Here is an 18,454-nt window from a genome sequence, read left to right as displayed (position 1 = left end):
TGGGAGAGAGTAAGATGAAACAGAAGGAAAAAGCTTTGTTGAATCGTTTGATCGATCATAAGAATGAATTTGTGACCAGCAAAGACTTAGCTTCTGAATTGTCGCTATCCGATCGTACGGTTAGAAATTATTTGCAAGATTTAAAAGTGCTGGTGGAAAAAAATGGAGGAGAAATTCTAGCAAAGCAGGGACAAGGCTATCAATTGAGAATTGTTCATAAAATGGTTTTCGATTTATTTTTGAGTCACGAGAACTTAGTAGATCCCTTTTATAGAAATGCGAGTGAATTTTCCGAAGTGGAGGATCGGCAAAAATATATTTTGAATAAGCTATTACTTGAGGATCGAGTAATTGTTATAGATGATCTAGCGGAAGAACTTTTTATTAGTCGGTCGAGTTTAGCGAAAGATATCCAAGAAATAAAAGAGAAATTACAGGAATATTCTCTCGTGATCGTGTCAAAACACGGCAAAGGGTTCTGGGTAGAAGGTGAAGAAAGAAACAAACGACACTTTATCATGGATACACTTTTCGGCAAAACGTATGCCAACTCAATGAAGGAATATTTAGGAAACAGTCATTTTTTTAATGAAATCACGTTTGAAGAATTGACGATCATTATTTTAGATGAGACGCGAGAGGCAAAGCTAAAAGTATCTGATGTGGTGATCCAAAATTTGGTCTTGCATCTTTCTTTAGGAATCAAACGCATGCGTGAAGGTTTTGAGATCAAAGATTTAGGACTGCAGCAAGATTTATTAGGACGAATAGAGTACCAAGTGGCGGAAAAAATCGTTGAACGAATTGAAACGGTCACCAATGTGGTGTTTCCGATCGAAGAGGTGTCTTATCTAACGATCCATCTGATGGCAAAATCCAACCACGAGGCAACAACAGAGAACCAAGAGCTTTCTTATGAATTAGACAACGTCATCCAAAGCATTTCTCAAGTGATCGGCTATCCGCTGATGGAAGACTATCAGTTAAAAAGCGGGTTGCTGGGGCATTTAGGTCCTTTGCTGATTCGATTAAATCGCGGAATCACCTTAGACAATCCTTTAACGACAGAAATCAAAGAAGGCAATTCAGAAGCATTTGAATTAACGAAGCATTATTTTGCTGAAATGCCGATGCTGAGAAAATTTGTTATAAGTGAGGACGAATGGGCCTATCTTGCGCTTCATTTGCTGGCAGCTTTAGAAAAGGTCAAAGACACACATAAAGTGCGGGCGTTGATCATCTGTGCAACAGGGTATGGCAGCGCACAATTGTTGAAGAACCGAGTCTCGAATGAGTTTGGCAAACATATAACGGTCGTCAATGTGAAGGGCTACTATGAAATCAACGAAGCGACGTTGAAGGGCATCGATTTGATCATCTCTTCTGTGGATCTATCAACCATGGTCTTTAAAGTTCCTGTGTTGCATGTCAGTGTCTTTCTAAATGATGAAGATGTCCATAAAATACGTAAATTATTGGATCGTCTGATTTCACGCCCTACAAGGATCGAAGAAACCCATCGCTTGCCGCTTAATGAGCGGAAACGCTATTTTGAAACGCAATTATCAGAACAATTTTTCAAAAGATACGAAACAGCGCCCACGAAGGAAAGTGTCGTGGATGATTTATTAGATGTGTTAAGTGTGAATGAGGAAGAAAACTATCCAATAAAAATGAAGCAGCAGATTTCGCAACGAGAGATGATGGGACAGATCGTGTTTAGTGACACCGTGGTCGTTCCCCATCCAGCGATTCCAGTAGGAGTGTCGACGAAGATTGCTGTTGCCTTGATTCCTGATGGGATGACGTGGGATGAGAAGGAAACGGTGAATTTTGTCTTTCTGATCTCGCCTTCATATATTGAAAATGAGGGGATCACGGTTGTGACAAAAGCAATTGTTCAGTTGGTCGATCGGCTGGATATCCAGCAGGCAATTTTAGCTGAACCAACATTTGAAAACTTTAGTAATGAACTTATAAAGATTATTTGATAAGGAGGGAGCCATGTGGCTGAACAAATGAATAGTGAAGAATTACAGGTAGCCGCTTTTGAAATTATTCTTCACAGCGGAAATGCACGAACGGTCATTCATGACGCATTCGCTTCGATGCGCAAAAAAGAAGATGAGAAAGCGAAGGAACAATTGGAGGAAGCCAACGAGCAGCTTTTGAAGGCGCATAAAGCTCAGACACAGCTTCTGAAAGAGTATGCCGGCGGAAAAAAAATTGAAATGGAAATAATCATGGTCCATGCACAAGATCACCTGATGACGACAATGACGTTGTTGGAAGTCGCCAATGAGATGCGCTATTTGTATCAGCAGCGCACGGAATGAACGGAGGGACACTATGAATGAGGATAAGAAAAAATTGCACATGGAAAAGCAGCAATTTAGTTTAAAAAATATGTACTTTAACCGTTATTTGATCGTGCGGTATTTGACAGCACTGTTCTTTTTCATCAATCTTTACTGGCTGATCTGTCTGTCATTGTCAAAAAGTATCTGGCTCTGGCTCCCGTTAGCGTTGATCGTCGGAGTGATCCCAGTAGCTGCGGAACAGTTTCAATTGTATCGCAAGCATCAAAATAATGTGCCGAATACAGACCGCTACTTCCTCATTCAAGGAATACTCAACCTCGTTTTGATGTTCGTAACCGTAACGCCGTTGTTTTCTGGATTCTTTCCTTTTATGAATGATGATGGGCAAGGACGTGTGTTTATTTCTGTATTAATGGCTAGCGGATTACTCCTGTGTGTGTTTGTTAGGAGACGCTTAAAAAGAATTCGTACCAATCGTGACAAGCATTATGATCGCATTCAGCAATACGAAAAAGCAGTACAATAAAGAGAGGAGCACAATGAATGTTTAATTTCTTGCAGAAGTATTTAATGGGACCGATGGGTAAAATTGCCCAGTTAAAAATTGTCCGCGCCGTTATGGCGGCTGGGATGGCATCGATTCCCTTCACGATCGTAGGGTCCATGTTTTTAGTTTTAAATGTTTTGCCCGTATCTTTTCCATTTTTAGAGGGATTCTTTAACGCGACATTTTTTAAAATAAGTGATCTCTATATGATCGCCAACACAATGACTATGGGAATTCTTTCCGTTTATTTTGCAATCGTTTTCGCTTATGAGTTAACCTCTATTGAAAGAGATGAACAAAACATCAATGTCAATCCATTGATGGGCGCGTTATTATCAGTATTTGCCTTCTTTATGTGTATACCAGAATTAATTCTCGACGGAGGGAAAATTAGCTTAGTTTCTTCAATGACAGATACAGAAACAATCGTCAGCGGGATTCGTATGGGAGCCTTTGTGGATAGACTGGGGACTTCCGGTATCTTTACGGGAATCATCATGTCGATCATCGCTGTTGAATTGTACTGCATGTGTGTAAAGAGAAATTGGATCATTAAAATGCCGGACGTAGTGCCGCCAGGTGTGTCACGTTCCTTTACAGCATTGATCCCAACATTCGTCATTGCGTTTGTCGTAATGATCATCAATGGCGGTTTAGTTGCTCTTGGAACAGATATCTTCAAAATGATCGCGATCCCATTCAGCTTCGTAACCAATTTGACAAATACATGGCTTGGAATCATGGTCATTTATTTCTTGATCCATGCACTTTGGATCGTTGGGATTCACGGGGCAAACATCATTACGTCTTTCTTAACACCGATCGTGCTGGCAAATATGGCAGCAAATGCAAACGGTGCCAATTTTCCGCTCGCTGGTGAATTTAACAATTCGTATGTTACTGTTGGGGGATCTGGGGCAACATTAGGGCTGATTATCTTTATCGCCTTTATGGCTAAATCGGACCAATTGAAAGTTTTAGGAAAAGCATCGTTGGTTCCAGGGATTTTCAACATCAACGAACCGATCATTTTCGGGATGCCGATCGTCTACAATCCTTATCTAGCGATCCCATTCTTTTTAGCACCTATGGCCTCAGCGTCACTTGCGTATTTCGCAATCAAATTAGAGATCGTTCGACCAATGCTGGCCCAAATGCCATGGCCGTCACCAGTAGGACTCGGTGCCTTTGTTGGTAGCGGGGGCGACTGGAAAGCAGCGGTATTGGCAGTGTTATGTGCGGTATTGGCCTTTGCGATCTGGTTCCCATTCATCAAGTTTTATGACAACAAATTACTTGAAGAAGAAAAAGTAAAAGCAGCAGAACTTGCCGCAAATCAAGCATAATCACTTGTTGCAGAAGCAGCGTTTAAAGATCCTTGGTGAACCAAGGGTCTTTTTTTTATTTCAATTTTTAGTACAGAATTTTTAAAACTGGTGCGCGTCTGCCCCATACTTCTGATACAATAATTATAGACAGACGAAAGCGCTATTTTTAGTGAGAGTTAAATTAGGAGATTGACTATGAAAAGGAAGGAAGTGAAAGGATAACTATTTGTGAAATAAACTACAAATAGAATTTCCGAAAATATGAATCGTAAAGCATTATGGGTTTCGCAAACGGGGGTATTATTAGCATTATTGATCGTTGTCCAGGCGGTGACATCGGGATTAGGCAACACGTTGGTAACAGGTTCTCTCGTAAATTTGATTTTGATTGTTTCTGTCACAACAGGAGGGTTGGCGAGCGGCTTGACCATCGCTTTATTGTCACCGATCTTCGCGTTTATCTTTGGGATCGGTCCAGCATTTCCACAAATCGTTTTCTGTATCGCTATTGGGAATGCGGTCTTAGTGACGATCTGGCATGTCCTCGCAGGCTTCAATACCAAGCAGGCAATCACGAATTTTGTCTTGGCGACGGTTGTCGGCGCAGTCGCAAAGTTTGGTGTATTGTATCTGACGATCGTACAATTTGTCGTTCCTGTTTTGCTTAAAATGCCGGCTCCTAAAGCCGCGATGGTATCAGGGGCATTTTCAGTTCCGCAATTGATCACAGCGTTGATTGGCGGCGGGTTGTCCATTTTAGTCGTTCCAGTCCTTTCAAAGGCATTGCATCTTCAAAGAGTTCGGTAGAAGAAAAGAAGCCTTGATCGATAACTTATCGATCAAAGCTTCTTTTTTATGCATTCACGTCCATGCGGTCGCGATAGCTTGTGTGGAGAATGTGGTGTGCTTTTAAGCTGCCCGGTTTTTCTAAAAACTCTTGATAGATTTTTTGGACGATCGGGCTTTCGTTTGATTTGCGTAAGCCTTTGTCTTTGTCTTCTGAGTATAACGCAGCGGCACGTTTTGTTTTTAAATCAACAAAGTTGCGTACAGAAGCTGGCTGGACAGGTTGACCACCGCCATTGATACAGCCGCCAGGACAACCCATGATCTTGACAAAGTGATAGAATTTTTCGCCAGATTCGATTCGTTCTAACAATTTCTTCGCGTTCCCGATGCCAGAGGCGACCGCAACATTGATGGTTGCGCCGCTCATTTCATAAGTCGCTTCTTTGATCCCCTTCATGCCGCGCACTTCTGTGAATTCTACTTGTTCCAAGGAATGACCGGCCAATGTTTCAGCGGCTGTTCTTAATGCCGCCTCCATCACTCCGCCTGTGGCGCCGAAGATATAGCCTGCACCGGTCGCTTCACCTAATGGATTGTCAAAAGCTTCGTCTTCTAATTCTACGAAACGGACACCGGCTTTATCGATCATACGTGCCAGTTCACGGGTCGTTAATGCGACATCACAATCCGAGTAACCAGCGGCATCTTCGTCCTCCCGTGTGACTTCAAATTTCTTCGCGGTACAAGGCATGATTCCTACCACAAAGATATCTTTTGGATCAATGCCTTCTTTTTCGGCGTACCAAGTTTTCGCCAGCGCGCCAAACATTTGCTGCGGCGATTTACAGGTCGACAGGTTAGGGATCAATTCTGGATGATACGATTCACAGTATTTGACCCAACCTGGTGAACAAGAGGTAAACATTGGGAAGGGGCCATTGTTTCCAACACGTTCTAGGAACTCATTGGCTTCCTCCATGATCGTAAAGTCCGCCGCGACGTTGGTATCAAAGACGCGATCAAACCCGATTCGCCGCAAGGCTGCCACCATTTTGCCTTCGACATTCGTACCGATCGGCATGTTGAAGGCTTCGCCTAATGTGACTCGAATCGAAGGGGCAGTCTGTACGATCACGTGTTTAGTAGGATCTTCTAACGCATCCCAAACTTCTTGGGTCTGATCTTTTTCGTGGATCGCACCTGTTGGACAAACGACGATGCACTGACCACAGGAAATACAAGGAACGTCTCCTAGATTTTGCTCGTAGGCACTTCCAATATGGGTGTTGAAGCCGCGATCATTTGGCCCGATCACTCCGACAGCCTGCCATTTTGAGCACGCGGCGACGCAACGGCGGCAAAGAATACACTTATTGTTGTTTCGGACCATATGCACGGCACTGTCATCAAATTCGTATTCGCAGTTTTCGCCGTTGAAGTAGTCTTCATCCGCGACGTTGAATTCTTTACATAGCTTTTGCAGCTCGCAATTGCCGCTGCGGATACAGGAAAGACATTTCCGTTCGTGGGTCGATAAAATCAATTCCAAGGTAACTCTGCGAGAATCAAAGACTTTCTTGGAATTCGTCGTGATTTCCATCCCTTCAGTGACTGGGTACACACAAGCCGTTACAAGACTGCGGGCACCTTTCACTTCAACGACGCACATACGACAGGCGCCGATTTCGTTGATTTCTTTTAGAAAGCAGAGGGTAGGGATCTCAATATTGTTGATTCGTACTGCTTCGAGAATGGTCGATCCTTCTGGAGCAGTACAGATTTTTCCGTTAATAGTAATCATAACTTCTTTCACTTGCTCCACCTCCTATATGACTGTGATTGCATCATAGCGACAAGTATCAATACACAAGCCGCATTTCGTACAGATCGACTGATCAATTTCATGCACTTGTTTCACTTCGCCGCTGATGGCACTGACTGGGCATCCTTTGGCACAGGCACGGCAGCCGGTACGATCCGGTACTGAATCAAGTTTTTACAGACACCAGAAGGACAGCGTCGTTCTTCGACATGTGCTAAGTATTCCTCTTTGAAATAGCGGAAGGTGGAGAGTACGGGATTCGGAGCTGTTTGCCCAAGCCCGCAGAGTGAGTTTTCTTGAATATGGTGGCAAAGTTCTTCCATTCGATCTAAATCATCCAACGTTGCTTTTCCCATCGTGATTTTATCAAGGATTTCCAATAGCCGTTTTGTTCCGACGCGACAAGGCACGCATTTTCCGCAGCTTTCTTCTACTGTAAATTCTAAGAAGAACTTTGCGATGTCCACCATGCAGTTGTCTTCGTCCATCACGATCAAACCGCCAGAACCCATCATTGAACCGATCTTTTTCAGATTTTCATAATCGATCGGCACATCATAATGCTCTTGTGGAATACAGCCGCCAGAAGGGCCGCCTGTCTGAGCAGCTTTGAATTTCTTCCCGTTAGGAATACCACCGCCGATGTCTTCTACGATCTCCTTAAGTGTAGTTCCCATCGGAATCTCAACAAGACCGGTGTTTTGGATTTTGCCGCCAAGGGCAAAGACCTTGGTTCCTCTTGATTGTTCTGTTCCGAAACCGGCAAACCATTCTGGTCCTTTAAGGATGATTTGAGGAATGTTCGCCAATGTCTCCACATTATTAACGATCGTTGGTTTTCCGAATAAGCCTTTGACTGCTGGAAATGGCGGTCGTGGACGCGGTTCTCCACGGTGGCCTTCGATACTTTCTAGTAAGGCCGTTTCTTCGCCACAGACGAAAGCACCTGCACCTAAACGCAGATCCAAATCAAATGAAAAATCACTGCCGAAGATGTGCTGCCCTAGAACGCCTTCCTGCCGAGCTTGATCGATCGCGATTCGTAAACGATTCACAGCGATCGGGTATTCTGCGCGCACGTAGATATAGCCTTGGTTGGCGCCAATCGTGTAGCCTGCGATCGCCATCGCTTCAATGACCGCATGAGGATCTCCCTCTAAGACGGATCGGTCCATGAATGCTCCCGGGTCGCCTTCATCGGCATTACAAATCACATATTTTTGATCTGATTGACTGGCCTTGGCAAAGGACCATTTCATGAATGTTGGGAAGCCGGCGCCGCCTCGTCCCCGCAGTCCAGAGGTTTCCAATGTTTGCAGCACCTCGTCGCGAGAATACGTATTTACCACGGCAGCCAAGGCTTGGTACCCGTCAAATGCAATGTATTCTTCAATTTTCTCTGGATCGATCCGACCGCAATTTCTCAAAGCAACACGCTTTTGCTTGTGGTAGAAGGGCGTATCCATCAGCTTATTGATGATTTCCTTAGTATCTGCATCATGATAAAGCAATTTCTCGACCAAGTTGCCTTTGATCAAATGTTCCGAAACGATTTTTTTCGCGTGCTTTGGCTGAACTTGATGGTAGAAGACCGCTTCTGGATAGATGATCACGATCGGTCCTTGGGCGCATAAGCCGAAGCAACCGGTTTTTACGATATTTACTTTCTCCGTTAATTGGTTTTTCGCCAATTCTTCTTTTAGTGCATCGACAAAATCGCCGCTTTTAGAGGAGATACAGCCGGTACCCGCGCAGACGAGGATTTCTTTCTCATACTCATTTTCTGAGACCGCATCTTCATCTAACCGCATCATGACCGCGTGACGATACGTGTCTCGAAGTTCTTTTAACGCATTCCAATCTCTCATATTTTTACTCCTGACTCTTGAGGCTTCGTCTGACAACAACAAAATTCCAAAATTCTTTTTAACATCAATAGGAAGGGAATCTTTGGAAAAGGCGGTTCATGATCATTCTTTCTTTTGATACGTAACCAAGACTTTATCGGCTTTTTTCTTTGTCAAACGACCATAGACTTCTTCATTCACCGTCAATACAGGTGCGAGTCCGCAGGCGCCGATACACCGGCAAGATTCTAAAGTAAACTTGCGATCGGCAGTTGTTTCCCCGGGATCAATAGCCAGATCCGTCGCATAAGAATCTAAAATGTCGCCGGCACCTTTAACGTAGCAGGCGGTTCCCATACAGACACTGATGGTATAGTCGCCTTTAGGCACAAAGGTAAACTGTGCGTAGAAGGTCGCTGTGCTATAAAGTTCTTCCATAGGAATAGCTAATTCTGTAGAAAGCCTTTTCATTATTTCGATAGGCAAGTACCCATAAATTCGTTGTACCTCTTGCAGGGCGGGCATCTGGGCACCGCGTTGTCCTTTTAAGTTCTCGATGCTGGATTGAAATTCTTGGTGTTGACTTTCTGTTTCAATAAATTCAAACACTGCTTCAGTATTCATCTGTTTTTATGTCCTCCTTTCTTGCCTCAATTATTCTAAATAATTACAAAGTAACTCCAAAAAAATTATTCTATTTAAAATAAGTATATCAAAAAAAGGTACAAGTTTGTGATTAATTATACAAATGAGAATGAGAACTGTTCTCGAAGTAGAATAGTTAGATGGAAAATAATTAGAAGAGTGTCCCATTCGATTTCTGGCGTCGAATGGTTGTTTCCATAACGTTATAAAAAAAGACAAGGATATGCTAGAACGTTAATTTTAAGCTATTCGTTAAAGATGACGGGTGTTTAGTTGGTTATTTTAATTTTTATGCGTAGAAGGTTCTAATCAAAGAACGTGCAATGAATGCTTTAGGACACACATTCTAAGATAAGAATGGCTGTTGCTGTGGCGAGAAAATGGAGGATGCCCGTCGGTCTCCGTAAAAAAGCGGCAAAAAATAGTTGACATGGGACGCGTCCCATCGTTTATAGTGAATACAGGATCTATAAGGAGGGGAGTTCATTGGTAACTATCCGAGATATCGCTAAGATGGCAGACGTTTCGAAGACCACCGTCTCACGAGTGATCAATAACCATCAATATGTTTCAGAAGAGATTCGGGAAAAGGTCCAACGTGTGATTGAAGAGACAGGGTATGTGGTCAACGGCAACGCGATCAAGCTAAGCAATGGCAAAAATTATACCTTGGGTGTGACGCTGCCTTATAATAGCTCCTGTTATGATCGTCTCGTGAACAGCTTGTTGTTTCATGCTAGAGAAAAGGGCTACCAGGTGCTTCTATTGCCCACCTACTATGATGAGCAAACAGAGAATGATTACTATGCTTTACTGGAAAAGCGGATGATCGACGGCTTGATTTTGGTTTCGCGGGCGAAAGATCTAGGAAACTGGAAAAAGATCAAGTCAAGAGGCAGGATCATTTCTACAGAAAAAGTAGCTGAACCAAAAATACCGATGATCTATCCCAATCGAAAAAGTGCCTATGAACAGGTGTTTAAGGAACTTTCGCAAGAAGGCGTCTCTAAAGTCAGCTTTACGAATAAGCGGCCTTTATCGCAAAGTACCAGTGCTCGCGACAAGGCGGAATGTTATGAACGCTACTTTGGCGAGGTCAGTGAAGGAACCAATTTTTTTACTGGTATAGAGGGCTATGAGGAAGGGTATCATTGGGCAAAAGAAACGTATAAAAAGTTGCCGCTTCCTGAAGTGATCTATGCGAACGCCGATGATACCGCGGCTGGGATCATTCATGGGCTGCAAGAGCTAGGCTTCACTCACAAAAAGGAGTTCCGGCTTATTGGGGAAGGAAATTTACCCTATAGTCAGCTTCTGGAATTCACAACGATTGATTTTTTACCTGATGAGATTGGACCGAAAGTCATTGATTACCTCTTATCGGATCAAGAAACAATAGATCTAGCGCTGGAACCGCGGATCATAAGAAGATAGACGAAGGTTTGAAAAAAGAAAGGATTGTTTAAATATGCATATTGAACATGTAGCAATTTGGACCAAGGATTTAGAAAAAATGAAAACATTTTACGAAACATATTTTCAAGTCAGCAGTACAGAACGTTATCATAATAAGAAGACCGGGTTTATGTCGTATTTTCTCAGCTTCGATTCTGGCAGCCGGTTGGAATTAACCTCCAAGCAGCATCTATCGAATCGTGTGGCTGATAGCTTGGGCTATACTCATTTGGCGATCTCTGTTGGAGGAAAAGAAGATGTCGATCGGTTTGTTGAACAATTTCTTGCCGACGGCTTTCCATTATTGAACGGCCCAAGAACTACAGGCGACGGGTATTATGAAGCGGTCATTCAAGATCCAGAAGGAAATTTGATTGAATTAACAACGGATTAAAGGATAGGGGAGTGTCTCGCATTTTTCGAGAGACTTTCTGTTTGGAAAGTAAATGCCGTTTTTACTTTTGATTTGAAAAGAAAATCCTCTAAAAACTTTACGAATGAAACGTTTGAATAGATCTTAGACAGAGAAGGCAGCGTCCAATAGGCACGCTGCTTTTTTTTGCTTGCGTAGATTTTATAAAAAATAAGTCATTTAGGATTGACTCGCACGCTACGTGGGACTCTATACTATAGGTAAGCTAGCAAAACAAGAAGGAGAGCAGACAGATGTTTAAAATTGGAGAATTCTCAAAACTATCAAATACGACCGTCCGGACACTGGATCATTATGCCGCATTGGGCTTACTGACACCGGAAAAAATTGATGAGCAAACCAACTATCGCTATTATTCCGCAGGTCAGTTGTCCCGCTTGAATCAAATCAAACTGCTGCAGCAAACCGGATTGCCTTTAAAAACGATCAAAGAGATTATTGAAATGAATGATTTAGAGTTTTTAGAACAACATTACAAGCTGCAGGAAGTGCGGGTGCAGGAAGAGTTATCAGAGCTTGTGAAGAAACAGCGCATGATCGCACTTCTCCAGCAGCAAATGAAAGAAGGAAAGAAAATGTTAAACTACCCTGTCGTAGTAAAAGAAATCCCAGAACGAACGATCTTAAGTGTGCGGGAAGTCATTGCTGATTATTCGCTGGAGGGTGACCTGTGGCAAAAGCTGCAGCACAAGATGGAAGCCGCCAAGGCAAAAATGACACAGCCGCCAATGAATCTGACTGTCTTTCATGATGTGGAATACGTTGAGAAAAATGCGGATGTGGAGGTTCAAACAACGATCGTGGATGAAGCTGGAAACGTTGGGCGTGTTGACTATAAGAAGGAGCCAGCTTTTACGCTAGCATCGGTCACCTTCAGCGGCAGCTTTGATCAAATGCCAAAGGTCACACAAACCATTGGGGAATGGCTGGAGGCGAATGGGTATTCGATCGTCGGACCAATGATCAATATCAGCCATGTCTCTCCGGCAGAAGATCCAAATCCAGACAATTGGGTCACCGAATCTGGCTTTGTCGTAGCTAAGGATTAAACAGGCGCGCACGGCGGATTTAAGCAACGCTCAAAAGACCAAGTAAGTTAAAAAAAGGAAGTTCGGAATGGTCCATTATCCGCTCTTCCTTTTACTTATTCATTTAAGTAAGCCAATTGCTTGATCAAGGTATTCATCCTGTATTCTTCGATCTTCTTGCCTAACGCAGTTAAATTTTTAACAGAGGGAACATCCTCCACAACAAATAGCCGTTCCTTGGGTATCGCTGGGGTTGAAAAATTCGTGACGTAAAGATCGGAGCGTAACGATTCCGGTGACTCATTGGAATAAATTTTTTCAGGACGTATATCCAGAGCGACTTTCTCTTGGTAATGCTTCTTTAAATAGTAGGCCAAGAGCTGGGCATGCTTTGCGCCCAAATCGCTGCAGATCTCTGTCGTGACGGGTTTTCTAATGGCGTCTAATTGTTCGGGCAAATCTTCCCAGTAGATGAATAACCTGAATAAGATCAGATGATAAAACATAGAGTACCAAGGAAACTGAGTCTTTGCTTCTTGGTCACGCAGTGTTTTTTCGAGGACTCTGCTAAAAACAGAGAAATCTCTTTGAACATTCAAACTATTGTAAAGGTCTCGGTTGTAGGCAATGTATTTCTCATAAGAATAAGCTTTGTAAGACGCGTAGACAGATTTTAGCAATTGCAGGCAGTTCTCTCGACTCGTGTCAGATATGCCTACGTTTAACGCGTCGATAATAAGATCGAGAATATGATTGCACAGCCGTTCGATGCGCAGCGTCTCCTCAGCATTGTCCCAAGCGAAATCATACCAAAAAATGGTTTGGCACAGATCATCCCGTTCCTTTTCTGTCAACGGTTCTCGAAATTGAGCGACTAATTCATTGAGCGGCTGTTCAAACGCTTCGAAGTGGGCGATCGACAGTTCGTTTTGTCTAAGATGATTGAAAAATCCTTGTTCTTGCCGAATCAGTGAAACTGCCAATAAAAAGGCACATTCAGTCTTTTGATAAAAATTCAAGCTTAAACCAAATTGGTCGTCCAGTTGATCAACGGCTTTAAGAATCCTCTGCTGATCCATTTCAAACGGCCATTCATAGCAATCATAGACCTCCATAAAATAGCCCGCCATGAAAAAGCGAACTTGTCCCTCATCCTCTCCAACAAGCTCCAGATGATTTCGATCGATCTCCAATCCGCGCATTTGCAGCCCTTCATTTAATTTCACGATCCGTCTGTATAAACTTGAAGAACTAAGAAATAATTCTTTTTCAAGATCGGTACGCAATTTCCCCGGTTGAAAAAAAAGCACTTCTAAGAGTTGAAAGGAGGGGGATTCCTTTAGAATATCTGAAAAAATCTCGTGTACGGTGTGGTTGTCTTTTTCGGTGAGATGGAACTCACCAGAACTATTTTTTTCGATTTGAACAATGTCGCTCCATTGGTCCTCGATTTCTTGACAATCGTTGATGATCGTTTTAGGAACGGCGTCTACTCGTGCAGCTAATTTTTTCACGGATACATAATTATTTGCAATTCGCAGCAGTTCAATTAATTCAATTTGACGATTTTTAGTAGAAGATAATGCATGTCTCATGGGAAACCTTCTTTCAATCAATTGATAATATTAGTATAAATCAAAAAAAGTTCACTGAAAATAATAAACATAAAATTATAAGCAAACTATTTTTTAATAAATAGAGATAGTATTGTGAAATCATCTGTGTCATGCTTGTAGTATCAAGGAATGAACGAGGAGAAAGCTATGACTAAAACAGTTGATACCTTTTTAGCAACTAGCTACCGCTTTAGGAGTGCTTTTGGTGATCCCTCTGCTTGTCAGTTATAATGGAAAAAGGGGCTACTCCCCGGAATATCCTCTATTGAAGGAATTCTTGTATCAAGCAATTTTCCAACGGGATGAGAATGCGTTGATTCCCAGATCCGTACTCAATGACCCTTCGATTGCTGTTTATATCCGCGATTTTGGTAAGGAAGAGGACGACCTGTGCTTATGTGCGGAGGTTGAGATGAATGTTATCGGTGCTGTTTAGGTAAGAAACATTGAGGGCTTTGGTTCGATCGATGCCGGTACGCCTGAATTTGCGCTCTCTCTTTATCCGACATATCGAGGATATGGTATCGGAACAGCATTGATGCGGAGAATGCTGGAAAAATTAGAAAAAGCGGGATACGAACAAGCATCATTGGCTGTTCAAAAAGAGAACGCCGCGAAGAACATGTATCTGCGTCTCGGGTTTGAAAGTTGTGATGAGAATGAAGAAGAATTTATTATGGTCTATAGGTTTGGTTGATTGACTTTCTGAAGCGATTCAGAACGTGTAAAAAGAGGATGCCAGTCAAAAAGGGAGAGAATAGCAATGACAAAAAAGCTTATGTTAAGTGTGTTTTTAACGATGGTCGTCGGGTTAGCAGGGTGTTCTGCCCAGCCAAATGAGACTAGTGAGTCGACCACAGCCTCACAGGAAACGAAGCAAACGAAAGATCACCAATCAAACAGTGAAGGGAGTGGCGATCCTAATGTAAAGGTGAGCGTCGAGGAGGCGATCGGTGCTTATCAGGAGGCGTATCCAGACAGTGACATCACATCGATCGAATTGGACACGTCTTTTGGAAAGTATCTTTATAAGATCGAAGGCGTCGGCGACAAAAAAGAGTATGAGCTCCACGTGGACGCGGAGACTAAAAAAGTTTCCAAGGAACACGAAGAAACGCTGGATAGAGACGAGCAAGAGGGCGTAAAAAGAAACGAAGACAAAATAGATGCAACGAATCTCTTGAGCATTAAAAAAGTTTCTGAGATTGCCGCTGATCATGTGGGGAAAGGAAAGGCTTCTGAGTGGACGTTAGAGCAGGAACTTGGCACGACGTATTGGGAAGTCAAGGTAGTGGATGGACAGACTGAGACAGAGGTCAAGGTAGATGCGCACTCTGGCAAAATTTTAGAGACAGAATCAGGCGATTAAGTAGAAGAAGGTCACTTTAAAAGATCCGAAGAACGGCAGTATCGTTCTTCGGATCTTTTTTTGGTTTGGAGGATACCTGCTGAGGAATAAGCTCTCTTAAAAAGCAATAGTAAAGCAAATAGAAAGCAAATAGGAAAAATACATTTCAAATGTAAAGTATTTTCCGCATTTACTTTCTATATGAAAAGTTTTTTGCTCATTTACTTTCCATTCACAGGAGAACTATGAAGTTATCCGTTGGCTTCTTCCTTCAGGCTATCTAGGGTGATTAAGGTGTGTGTTTCACCAACGCCTCGAACCTGCTTTACTTTCGTCGATAAAAAAGTTTCCAATCCAGGAATATCCGCCGCCTCGATCTTCAGTAAATAATCATAGGCACCTGTTACTTTGTGGCATTCCAAAACAGAAGGATATTTAGTGAGGGTATTCTTGAAATTACTGGTGTTTCCTGTACGGTCTATTTTCACTAAGGTAAAAGCAAGGATCGAGCGTCCGCAGCTTCTTCGATCCTTTTTGATCGTGTATTGCTGGATCGTCCCGTTGCTTTCTAATTTCCGTATTCGCTCTGTTACGGCGGGTGCGGTCAAGCCCGCCAATTCACTGATCTGTCGGGCAGACATCCGACTATCTTTTTTTAAAATATCAAGTATTTCCAAATCATGCTTATCCATCTGATTGCTCCTTTTTGTTCGTTTTGTTCACTTACTATGCTATCAAACAAAGGGGCAAAGTACGAATTCAATTTAATAGAGATATTTAAAAAATAAGCGAACCTTTTTTAGAAAAAATACAAATGGACAGTCGTCATCGCTGCGGAAAAATAGGATGGGCAGAAACTTTAATAGTAGGTTAATGTTTCTTATACATTCGGGAAACCCTCCTTCTTTATAGTTGAGATAGAAAGAATGGAAGCGGGTAGGAGTGAGCGGAGATGTTTGGAAAAATCATAAAAAATGATGTACGGGAAAGTAAGCTGATCACGGCTGTGCTGACGATTTTCATTACGGCAGCCGCACTGTTTGTTGCGTTGGCGTCGATATTAAGTGTGAATTTGGCCGGGTCGATTGATACATTGATGGAAAAATCGCAATCTCCTCATTATATGCAGATGCATACAGGAGAGATAGATAGCGAGCGCTTGGCAAGCTTTGTAAAAACACAGGGGAATGTAGAAAACTATGAGGTCACTGAATTTCTAAATCTCAACGGTTCGGACATTGAACTGGGCGGGCACAGTTTCGCGGACAGTGTGGAAGACAATGGACTCGCTGTCCAAAGTACAAAGCTCGATTATTTATTGGATATGAACAATCAGCCAATTCAGCCAAAGCCCGGAGAATTGTATGTTCCGGTAGCCTTCAAAAAGCAAGGAATCGTCAAACTTGGAGATTCTGCGACGATTGCCGGAAAAGCCTTTACCGTCAGTGGTTTTCTTCGGGATGGGATCATGAATTCTCAAATGGCTGGGTCGAAGCGTCTGCTGGTTCATCAAAAGGAATACGACGCGCTGTTTTCTAAAGGAAAGCTAGAGTACATCCTCCAATTCCGTTTAAAGGACCCTAGTAAGCTGAATCAGTTTGAGGCGGATTATAAAAAAGCGGGACTAGAGGTCAATGGGCCAAGCGGCAGCCATCGCTTATTTAAATTAGGTAACGCGATGTCTGATGGCGTGATGATCGGCATCCTTTTAGTGATCAGCTTATTGATCGTTTTGATGACGTTTATGTGTATGCGATTCACACTATTAGCAAAGATCGAAGAGGATTACAGGGAAATTGGTGTAATGAAAGCCATCGGATTGACCGTCACAGATATCAAGAGAATCTATTTAGCGAAATATGCAGCAATCTCAGTGATCGGCAGCGTATTTGGTTACCTGCTTTCCATTCCGGCCAGCTATCTTCTATTGAAAAATATCAAACTTTTTATGGGAGAGAGCAGCAACGAAGGGTTGAGTTGGATAATGGCGGTCGTTGGAGCAGGTGTGGTGATGGCATCAATGATTCTTTATGTATCTGTTCTCTTGAATCGCTTTAAAAAAGTGTCCGCAGTAGAGGCACTGCGCTTCAGCGGGGGAAATGAGAAGATCCATACCAAAACACGGGGAAGCCTGCAAAAATTTTTATTTTTATCTCCCAATGTTCGAATCGGACTTATTGACAGTTTGAATCGAAAAGCGCTCTATGGGACGATGCTGCTGGTTTTTATCCTAGCGACCTTCATAATGATCGTTCCGGCGTTGGTGTATCATACGACGGCCTCTGAAGCATTCGTTGAAAGTATCGGTTTTGGGCGAGGCATTGATATCAGTACCAGCTTGTATCAATCAACGAATACAGACGAAAATCAGAAAAAAATCGAGACCTATCTGGCGCAGGATACCGATGTAGCAGGCTTCAGTAAACTTGTTACGAAAAACATTCAGGTCAAAGAAAAAAATAAAGCAGACAGTGTTCTCGCTGTTGAGTTAGGCGAACATCAAAAATTTCCAGTGGACTATCTGAAGGGAAGAGCACCTAGAACGAAAAAGGAGATTGCCTTATCGACCATCAATGCCGACGAGTACAACAAGAAAACAGGAGATTCGATGGTTTTGGTGGTCGATGGGAAAGAAGAGACGGTCACCGTGTGCGGCATCTACGCCAATCTTTTCAATGGAGGAAAGACGGCGAAGGCTACGTTTGACGATACGACAGCACCTACTATTTGGACGGACATCTCCATCAAATTGAAACACCCAGAAACAGTCCCCAAAAAGCTGGAGCAATACAAACGAGATCTGCCTTTCGCTAAAATGAACAATGCAGAAAAATTTCGTGACCAAACCTTCGGCGCGACGATCCAATCGCTGTTTTTCGTTTCGATCGGGGCCTTGGCTGTCGCACTACTCGTCACCTCATTGATTACAGCGCTATTCATAAAGCTTTTGTTAGCGAAAGATAAAAGGGAGATCGCGATTTTGAAGGCCACGGGTTTCACCAACCAAGCGATCGGAAAACAATACCTTTCCCGCAGTCTGATCACACTTTTTTGCGGAGTAGGACTTGGCACGCTCTTCGCGATGACGGCAGGCACGGCGATGTCCGGTTTTGTTTCCGCCTTGCTGGGAGGTGTCACTATCCAACTTACGGGGAGCGGATTGATCTACCTAGGTTGTCCGTTACTGATGCTGATGGTCACAACGGTCACAACAAAAATAGTCACGGCACACGCAGGAAAAATCAGCCTTGCTGAGAATCTTAAAAACTAAAAAA

General features: G+C 42.9%; 17 protein-coding genes and 1 pseudogene. 12 read left to right on the top strand and 6 right to left on the bottom strand.

Annotated elements, in window-relative coordinates; translation table 11 throughout:
• Positions 1–14: 14 nt before the first annotated feature.
• The 5 genes from I592_RS09335 (at position 15) to I592_RS09315 (ending at position 5,003) form a co-directional block, all read left to right on the top strand.
• On the top strand, positions 15–1,991 hold the full coding sequence (locus I592_RS09335) for a BglG family transcription antiterminator (protein ID WP_010780457.1): 1,977 nt from the start codon (positions 15–17) through the stop codon (positions 1,989–1,991).
• A gap of 15 nt (positions 1,992–2,006) precedes the next feature.
• On the top strand, positions 2,007–2,336 hold the full coding sequence (locus I592_RS09330) for a PTS cellobiose transporter subunit IIA (RefSeq protein ID WP_010780458.1): 330 nt from the start codon (positions 2,007–2,009) through the stop codon (positions 2,334–2,336).
• Between the two features lie 13 nt (positions 2,337–2,349).
• Complete coding sequence (locus tag I592_RS09325) at positions 2,350–2,847, top strand: hypothetical protein (RefSeq protein WP_010780459.1); 498 nt, start codon at positions 2,350–2,352, stop codon at positions 2,845–2,847.
• 17 nt (positions 2,848–2,864) lie between these two features.
• A complete protein-coding gene (gene celB, locus I592_RS09320) occupies positions 2,865–4,214 on the top strand; it encodes a PTS cellobiose transporter subunit IIC (RefSeq protein WP_010780460.1) in 1,350 nt (449 codons plus the stop codon).
• 243 nt (positions 4,215–4,457) lie between these two features.
• A complete protein-coding gene (locus I592_RS09315) occupies positions 4,458–5,003 on the top strand; it encodes a hypothetical protein (protein WP_010780461.1) in 546 nt (181 codons plus the stop codon).
• 46 nt (positions 5,004–5,049) lie between these two features.
• On the opposite strand, the gene I592_RS09310 is transcribed toward I592_RS09315, so the two are convergent.
• The 4 genes and pseudogenes from I592_RS09310 to I592_RS09300 form a co-directional block, all read right to left on the bottom strand.
• Entirely contained in the window at positions 5,050–6,798 is a 1,749-nt protein-coding gene (locus I592_RS09310) for an NADH-dependent [FeFe] hydrogenase, group A6 (RefSeq protein WP_010780462.1), read from the bottom strand.
• 12 nt (positions 6,799–6,810) lie between these two features.
• Positions 6,811–6,939, bottom strand: a pseudogene (locus I592_RS21985) (4Fe-4S binding protein); the annotation flags it as partial.
• Positions 6,900–8,675 (bottom strand): NuoF family protein, encoded by a 1,776-nt coding sequence (locus tag I592_RS09305; RefSeq protein WP_010780463.1) that lies wholly within the window; start codon positions 8,673–8,675, stop codon positions 6,900–6,902. The pseudogene I592_RS21985 and the gene I592_RS09305, both read right to left, overlap by 40 nt.
• Positions 8,676–8,777: 102 nt before the next feature.
• A complete protein-coding gene (locus tag I592_RS09300) occupies positions 8,778–9,278 on the bottom strand; it encodes an NADH-quinone oxidoreductase subunit NuoE family protein (RefSeq protein ID WP_010780464.1) in 501 nt (166 codons plus the stop codon).
• Positions 9,279–9,785: 507 nt separating this feature from the next.
• On the opposite strand from I592_RS09300, the gene I592_RS09295 reads away from it, so the two are divergent.
• The 3 genes from I592_RS09295 to I592_RS09285 all read left to right on the top strand — a co-directional run bounded on the left by I592_RS09295 (position 9,786) and on the right by I592_RS09285 (position 12,236).
• A complete protein-coding gene (locus I592_RS09295) occupies positions 9,786–10,733 on the top strand; it encodes a LacI family DNA-binding transcriptional regulator (RefSeq protein WP_010780465.1) in 948 nt (315 codons plus the stop codon).
• Between the two features lie 34 nt (positions 10,734–10,767).
• A complete protein-coding gene (locus I592_RS09290) occupies positions 10,768–11,148 on the top strand; it encodes a VOC family protein (protein WP_010780466.1) in 381 nt (126 codons plus the stop codon).
• 272 nt (positions 11,149–11,420) lie between these two features.
• Positions 11,421–12,236: a MerR family transcriptional regulator gene (locus tag I592_RS09285; RefSeq protein ID WP_010780467.1), complete on the top strand. Its 816-nt coding sequence runs from the start codon at positions 11,421–11,423 to the stop codon at positions 12,234–12,236.
• 95 nt (positions 12,237–12,331) lie between these two features.
• On the opposite strand, the gene I592_RS09280 is transcribed toward I592_RS09285, so the two are convergent.
• Positions 12,332–13,810, bottom strand: a complete 1,479-nt coding sequence (locus tag I592_RS09280; protein ID WP_010780468.1) for an AcpB/EbpR/MafR family transcriptional regulator — start codon at positions 13,808–13,810, stop codon at positions 12,332–12,334.
• Between the two features lie 226 nt (positions 13,811–14,036).
• Here I592_RS09280 and I592_RS21980 point away from each other — a divergent pair, with 226 nt between their 5' ends.
• The 3 genes from I592_RS21980 (at position 14,037) to I592_RS09270 (ending at position 15,200) form a co-directional block, all read left to right on the top strand.
• The gene (locus tag I592_RS21980; protein ID WP_010780469.1) at positions 14,037–14,267 is read left to right on the top strand and encodes a hypothetical protein; all 231 of its coding nucleotides are present in this window, start codon (positions 14,037–14,039) and stop codon (positions 14,265–14,267) included.
• A gap of 9 nt (positions 14,268–14,276) precedes the next feature.
• Complete coding sequence (locus I592_RS21975; RefSeq protein WP_341853249.1) at positions 14,277–14,528, top strand: GNAT family N-acetyltransferase; 252 nt, start codon at positions 14,277–14,279, stop codon at positions 14,526–14,528.
• A 66-nt stretch (positions 14,529–14,594) separates the two neighbouring features.
• The gene (locus I592_RS09270) at positions 14,595–15,200 is read left to right on the top strand and encodes a PepSY domain-containing protein (protein WP_010780471.1); all 606 of its coding nucleotides are present in this window, start codon (positions 14,595–14,597) and stop codon (positions 15,198–15,200) included.
• A gap of 230 nt (positions 15,201–15,430) precedes the next feature.
• On the opposite strand, the gene I592_RS09265 is transcribed toward I592_RS09270, so the two are convergent.
• On the bottom strand, positions 15,431–15,871 hold the full coding sequence (locus tag I592_RS09265) for an Lrp/AsnC family transcriptional regulator (RefSeq protein ID WP_010780472.1): 441 nt from the start codon (positions 15,869–15,871) through the stop codon (positions 15,431–15,433).
• 260 nt (positions 15,872–16,131) lie between these two features.
• Here I592_RS09265 and I592_RS09260 point away from each other — a divergent pair, with 260 nt between their 5' ends.
• Complete coding sequence (locus I592_RS09260; protein ID WP_010780473.1) at positions 16,132–18,450, top strand: ABC transporter permease; 2,319 nt, start codon at positions 16,132–16,134, stop codon at positions 18,448–18,450.
• Positions 18,451–18,454 lie beyond the last annotated feature (4 nt).

The organism is Enterococcus gilvus ATCC BAA-350, from assembly GCF_000407545.1.
Taxonomy (GTDB): domain Bacteria; phylum Bacillota; class Bacilli; order Lactobacillales; family Enterococcaceae; genus Enterococcus_A; species Enterococcus_A gilvus.
This window is presented reverse-complemented; position numbering and strand designations above follow the sequence as displayed.

Bases quoted from the DNA above. Each gene is read 5' to 3' on its own strand.
- I592_RS09335 (WP_010780457.1), top strand. From the start codon at position 15: ATGAAACAGAAGGAAAAAGCTTTGTTGAATCGTTTGATCGATCATAAG.
- I592_RS09325 (WP_010780459.1), top strand. From the start codon at position 2,350: ATGAATGAGGATAAGAAAAAATTGCACATGGAAAAGCAGCAATTTAGT.
- celB (WP_010780460.1), top strand. From the start codon at position 2,865: ATGTTTAATTTCTTGCAGAAGTATTTAATGGGACCGATGGGTAAAATT.
- I592_RS09315 (WP_010780461.1), top strand. From the start codon at position 4,458: ATGAATCGTAAAGCATTATGGGTTTCGCAAACGGGGGTATTATTAGCA.
- I592_RS09305 (WP_010780463.1), bottom strand. From the start codon at position 8,675: ATGAGAGATTGGAATGCGTTAAAAGAACTTCGAGACACGTATCGTCAC.
- I592_RS09300 (WP_010780464.1), bottom strand. From the start codon at position 9,278: ATGAATACTGAAGCAGTGTTTGAATTTATTGAAACAGAAAGTCAACAC.
- I592_RS09290 (WP_010780466.1), top strand. From the start codon at position 10,768: ATGCATATTGAACATGTAGCAATTTGGACCAAGGATTTAGAAAAAATG.
- I592_RS09285 (WP_010780467.1), top strand. From the start codon at position 11,421: ATGTTTAAAATTGGAGAATTCTCAAAACTATCAAATACGACCGTCCGG.
- I592_RS09280 (WP_010780468.1), bottom strand. From the start codon at position 13,810: ATGAGACATGCATTATCTTCTACTAAAAATCGTCAAATTGAATTAATT.
- I592_RS09270 (WP_010780471.1), top strand. From the start codon at position 14,595: ATGACAAAAAAGCTTATGTTAAGTGTGTTTTTAACGATGGTCGTCGGG.
- I592_RS09265 (WP_010780472.1), bottom strand. From the start codon at position 15,871: ATGGATAAGCATGATTTGGAAATACTTGATATTTTAAAAAAAGATAGT.
- I592_RS09260 (WP_010780473.1), top strand. From the start codon at position 16,132: ATGTTTGGAAAAATCATAAAAAATGATGTACGGGAAAGTAAGCTGATC.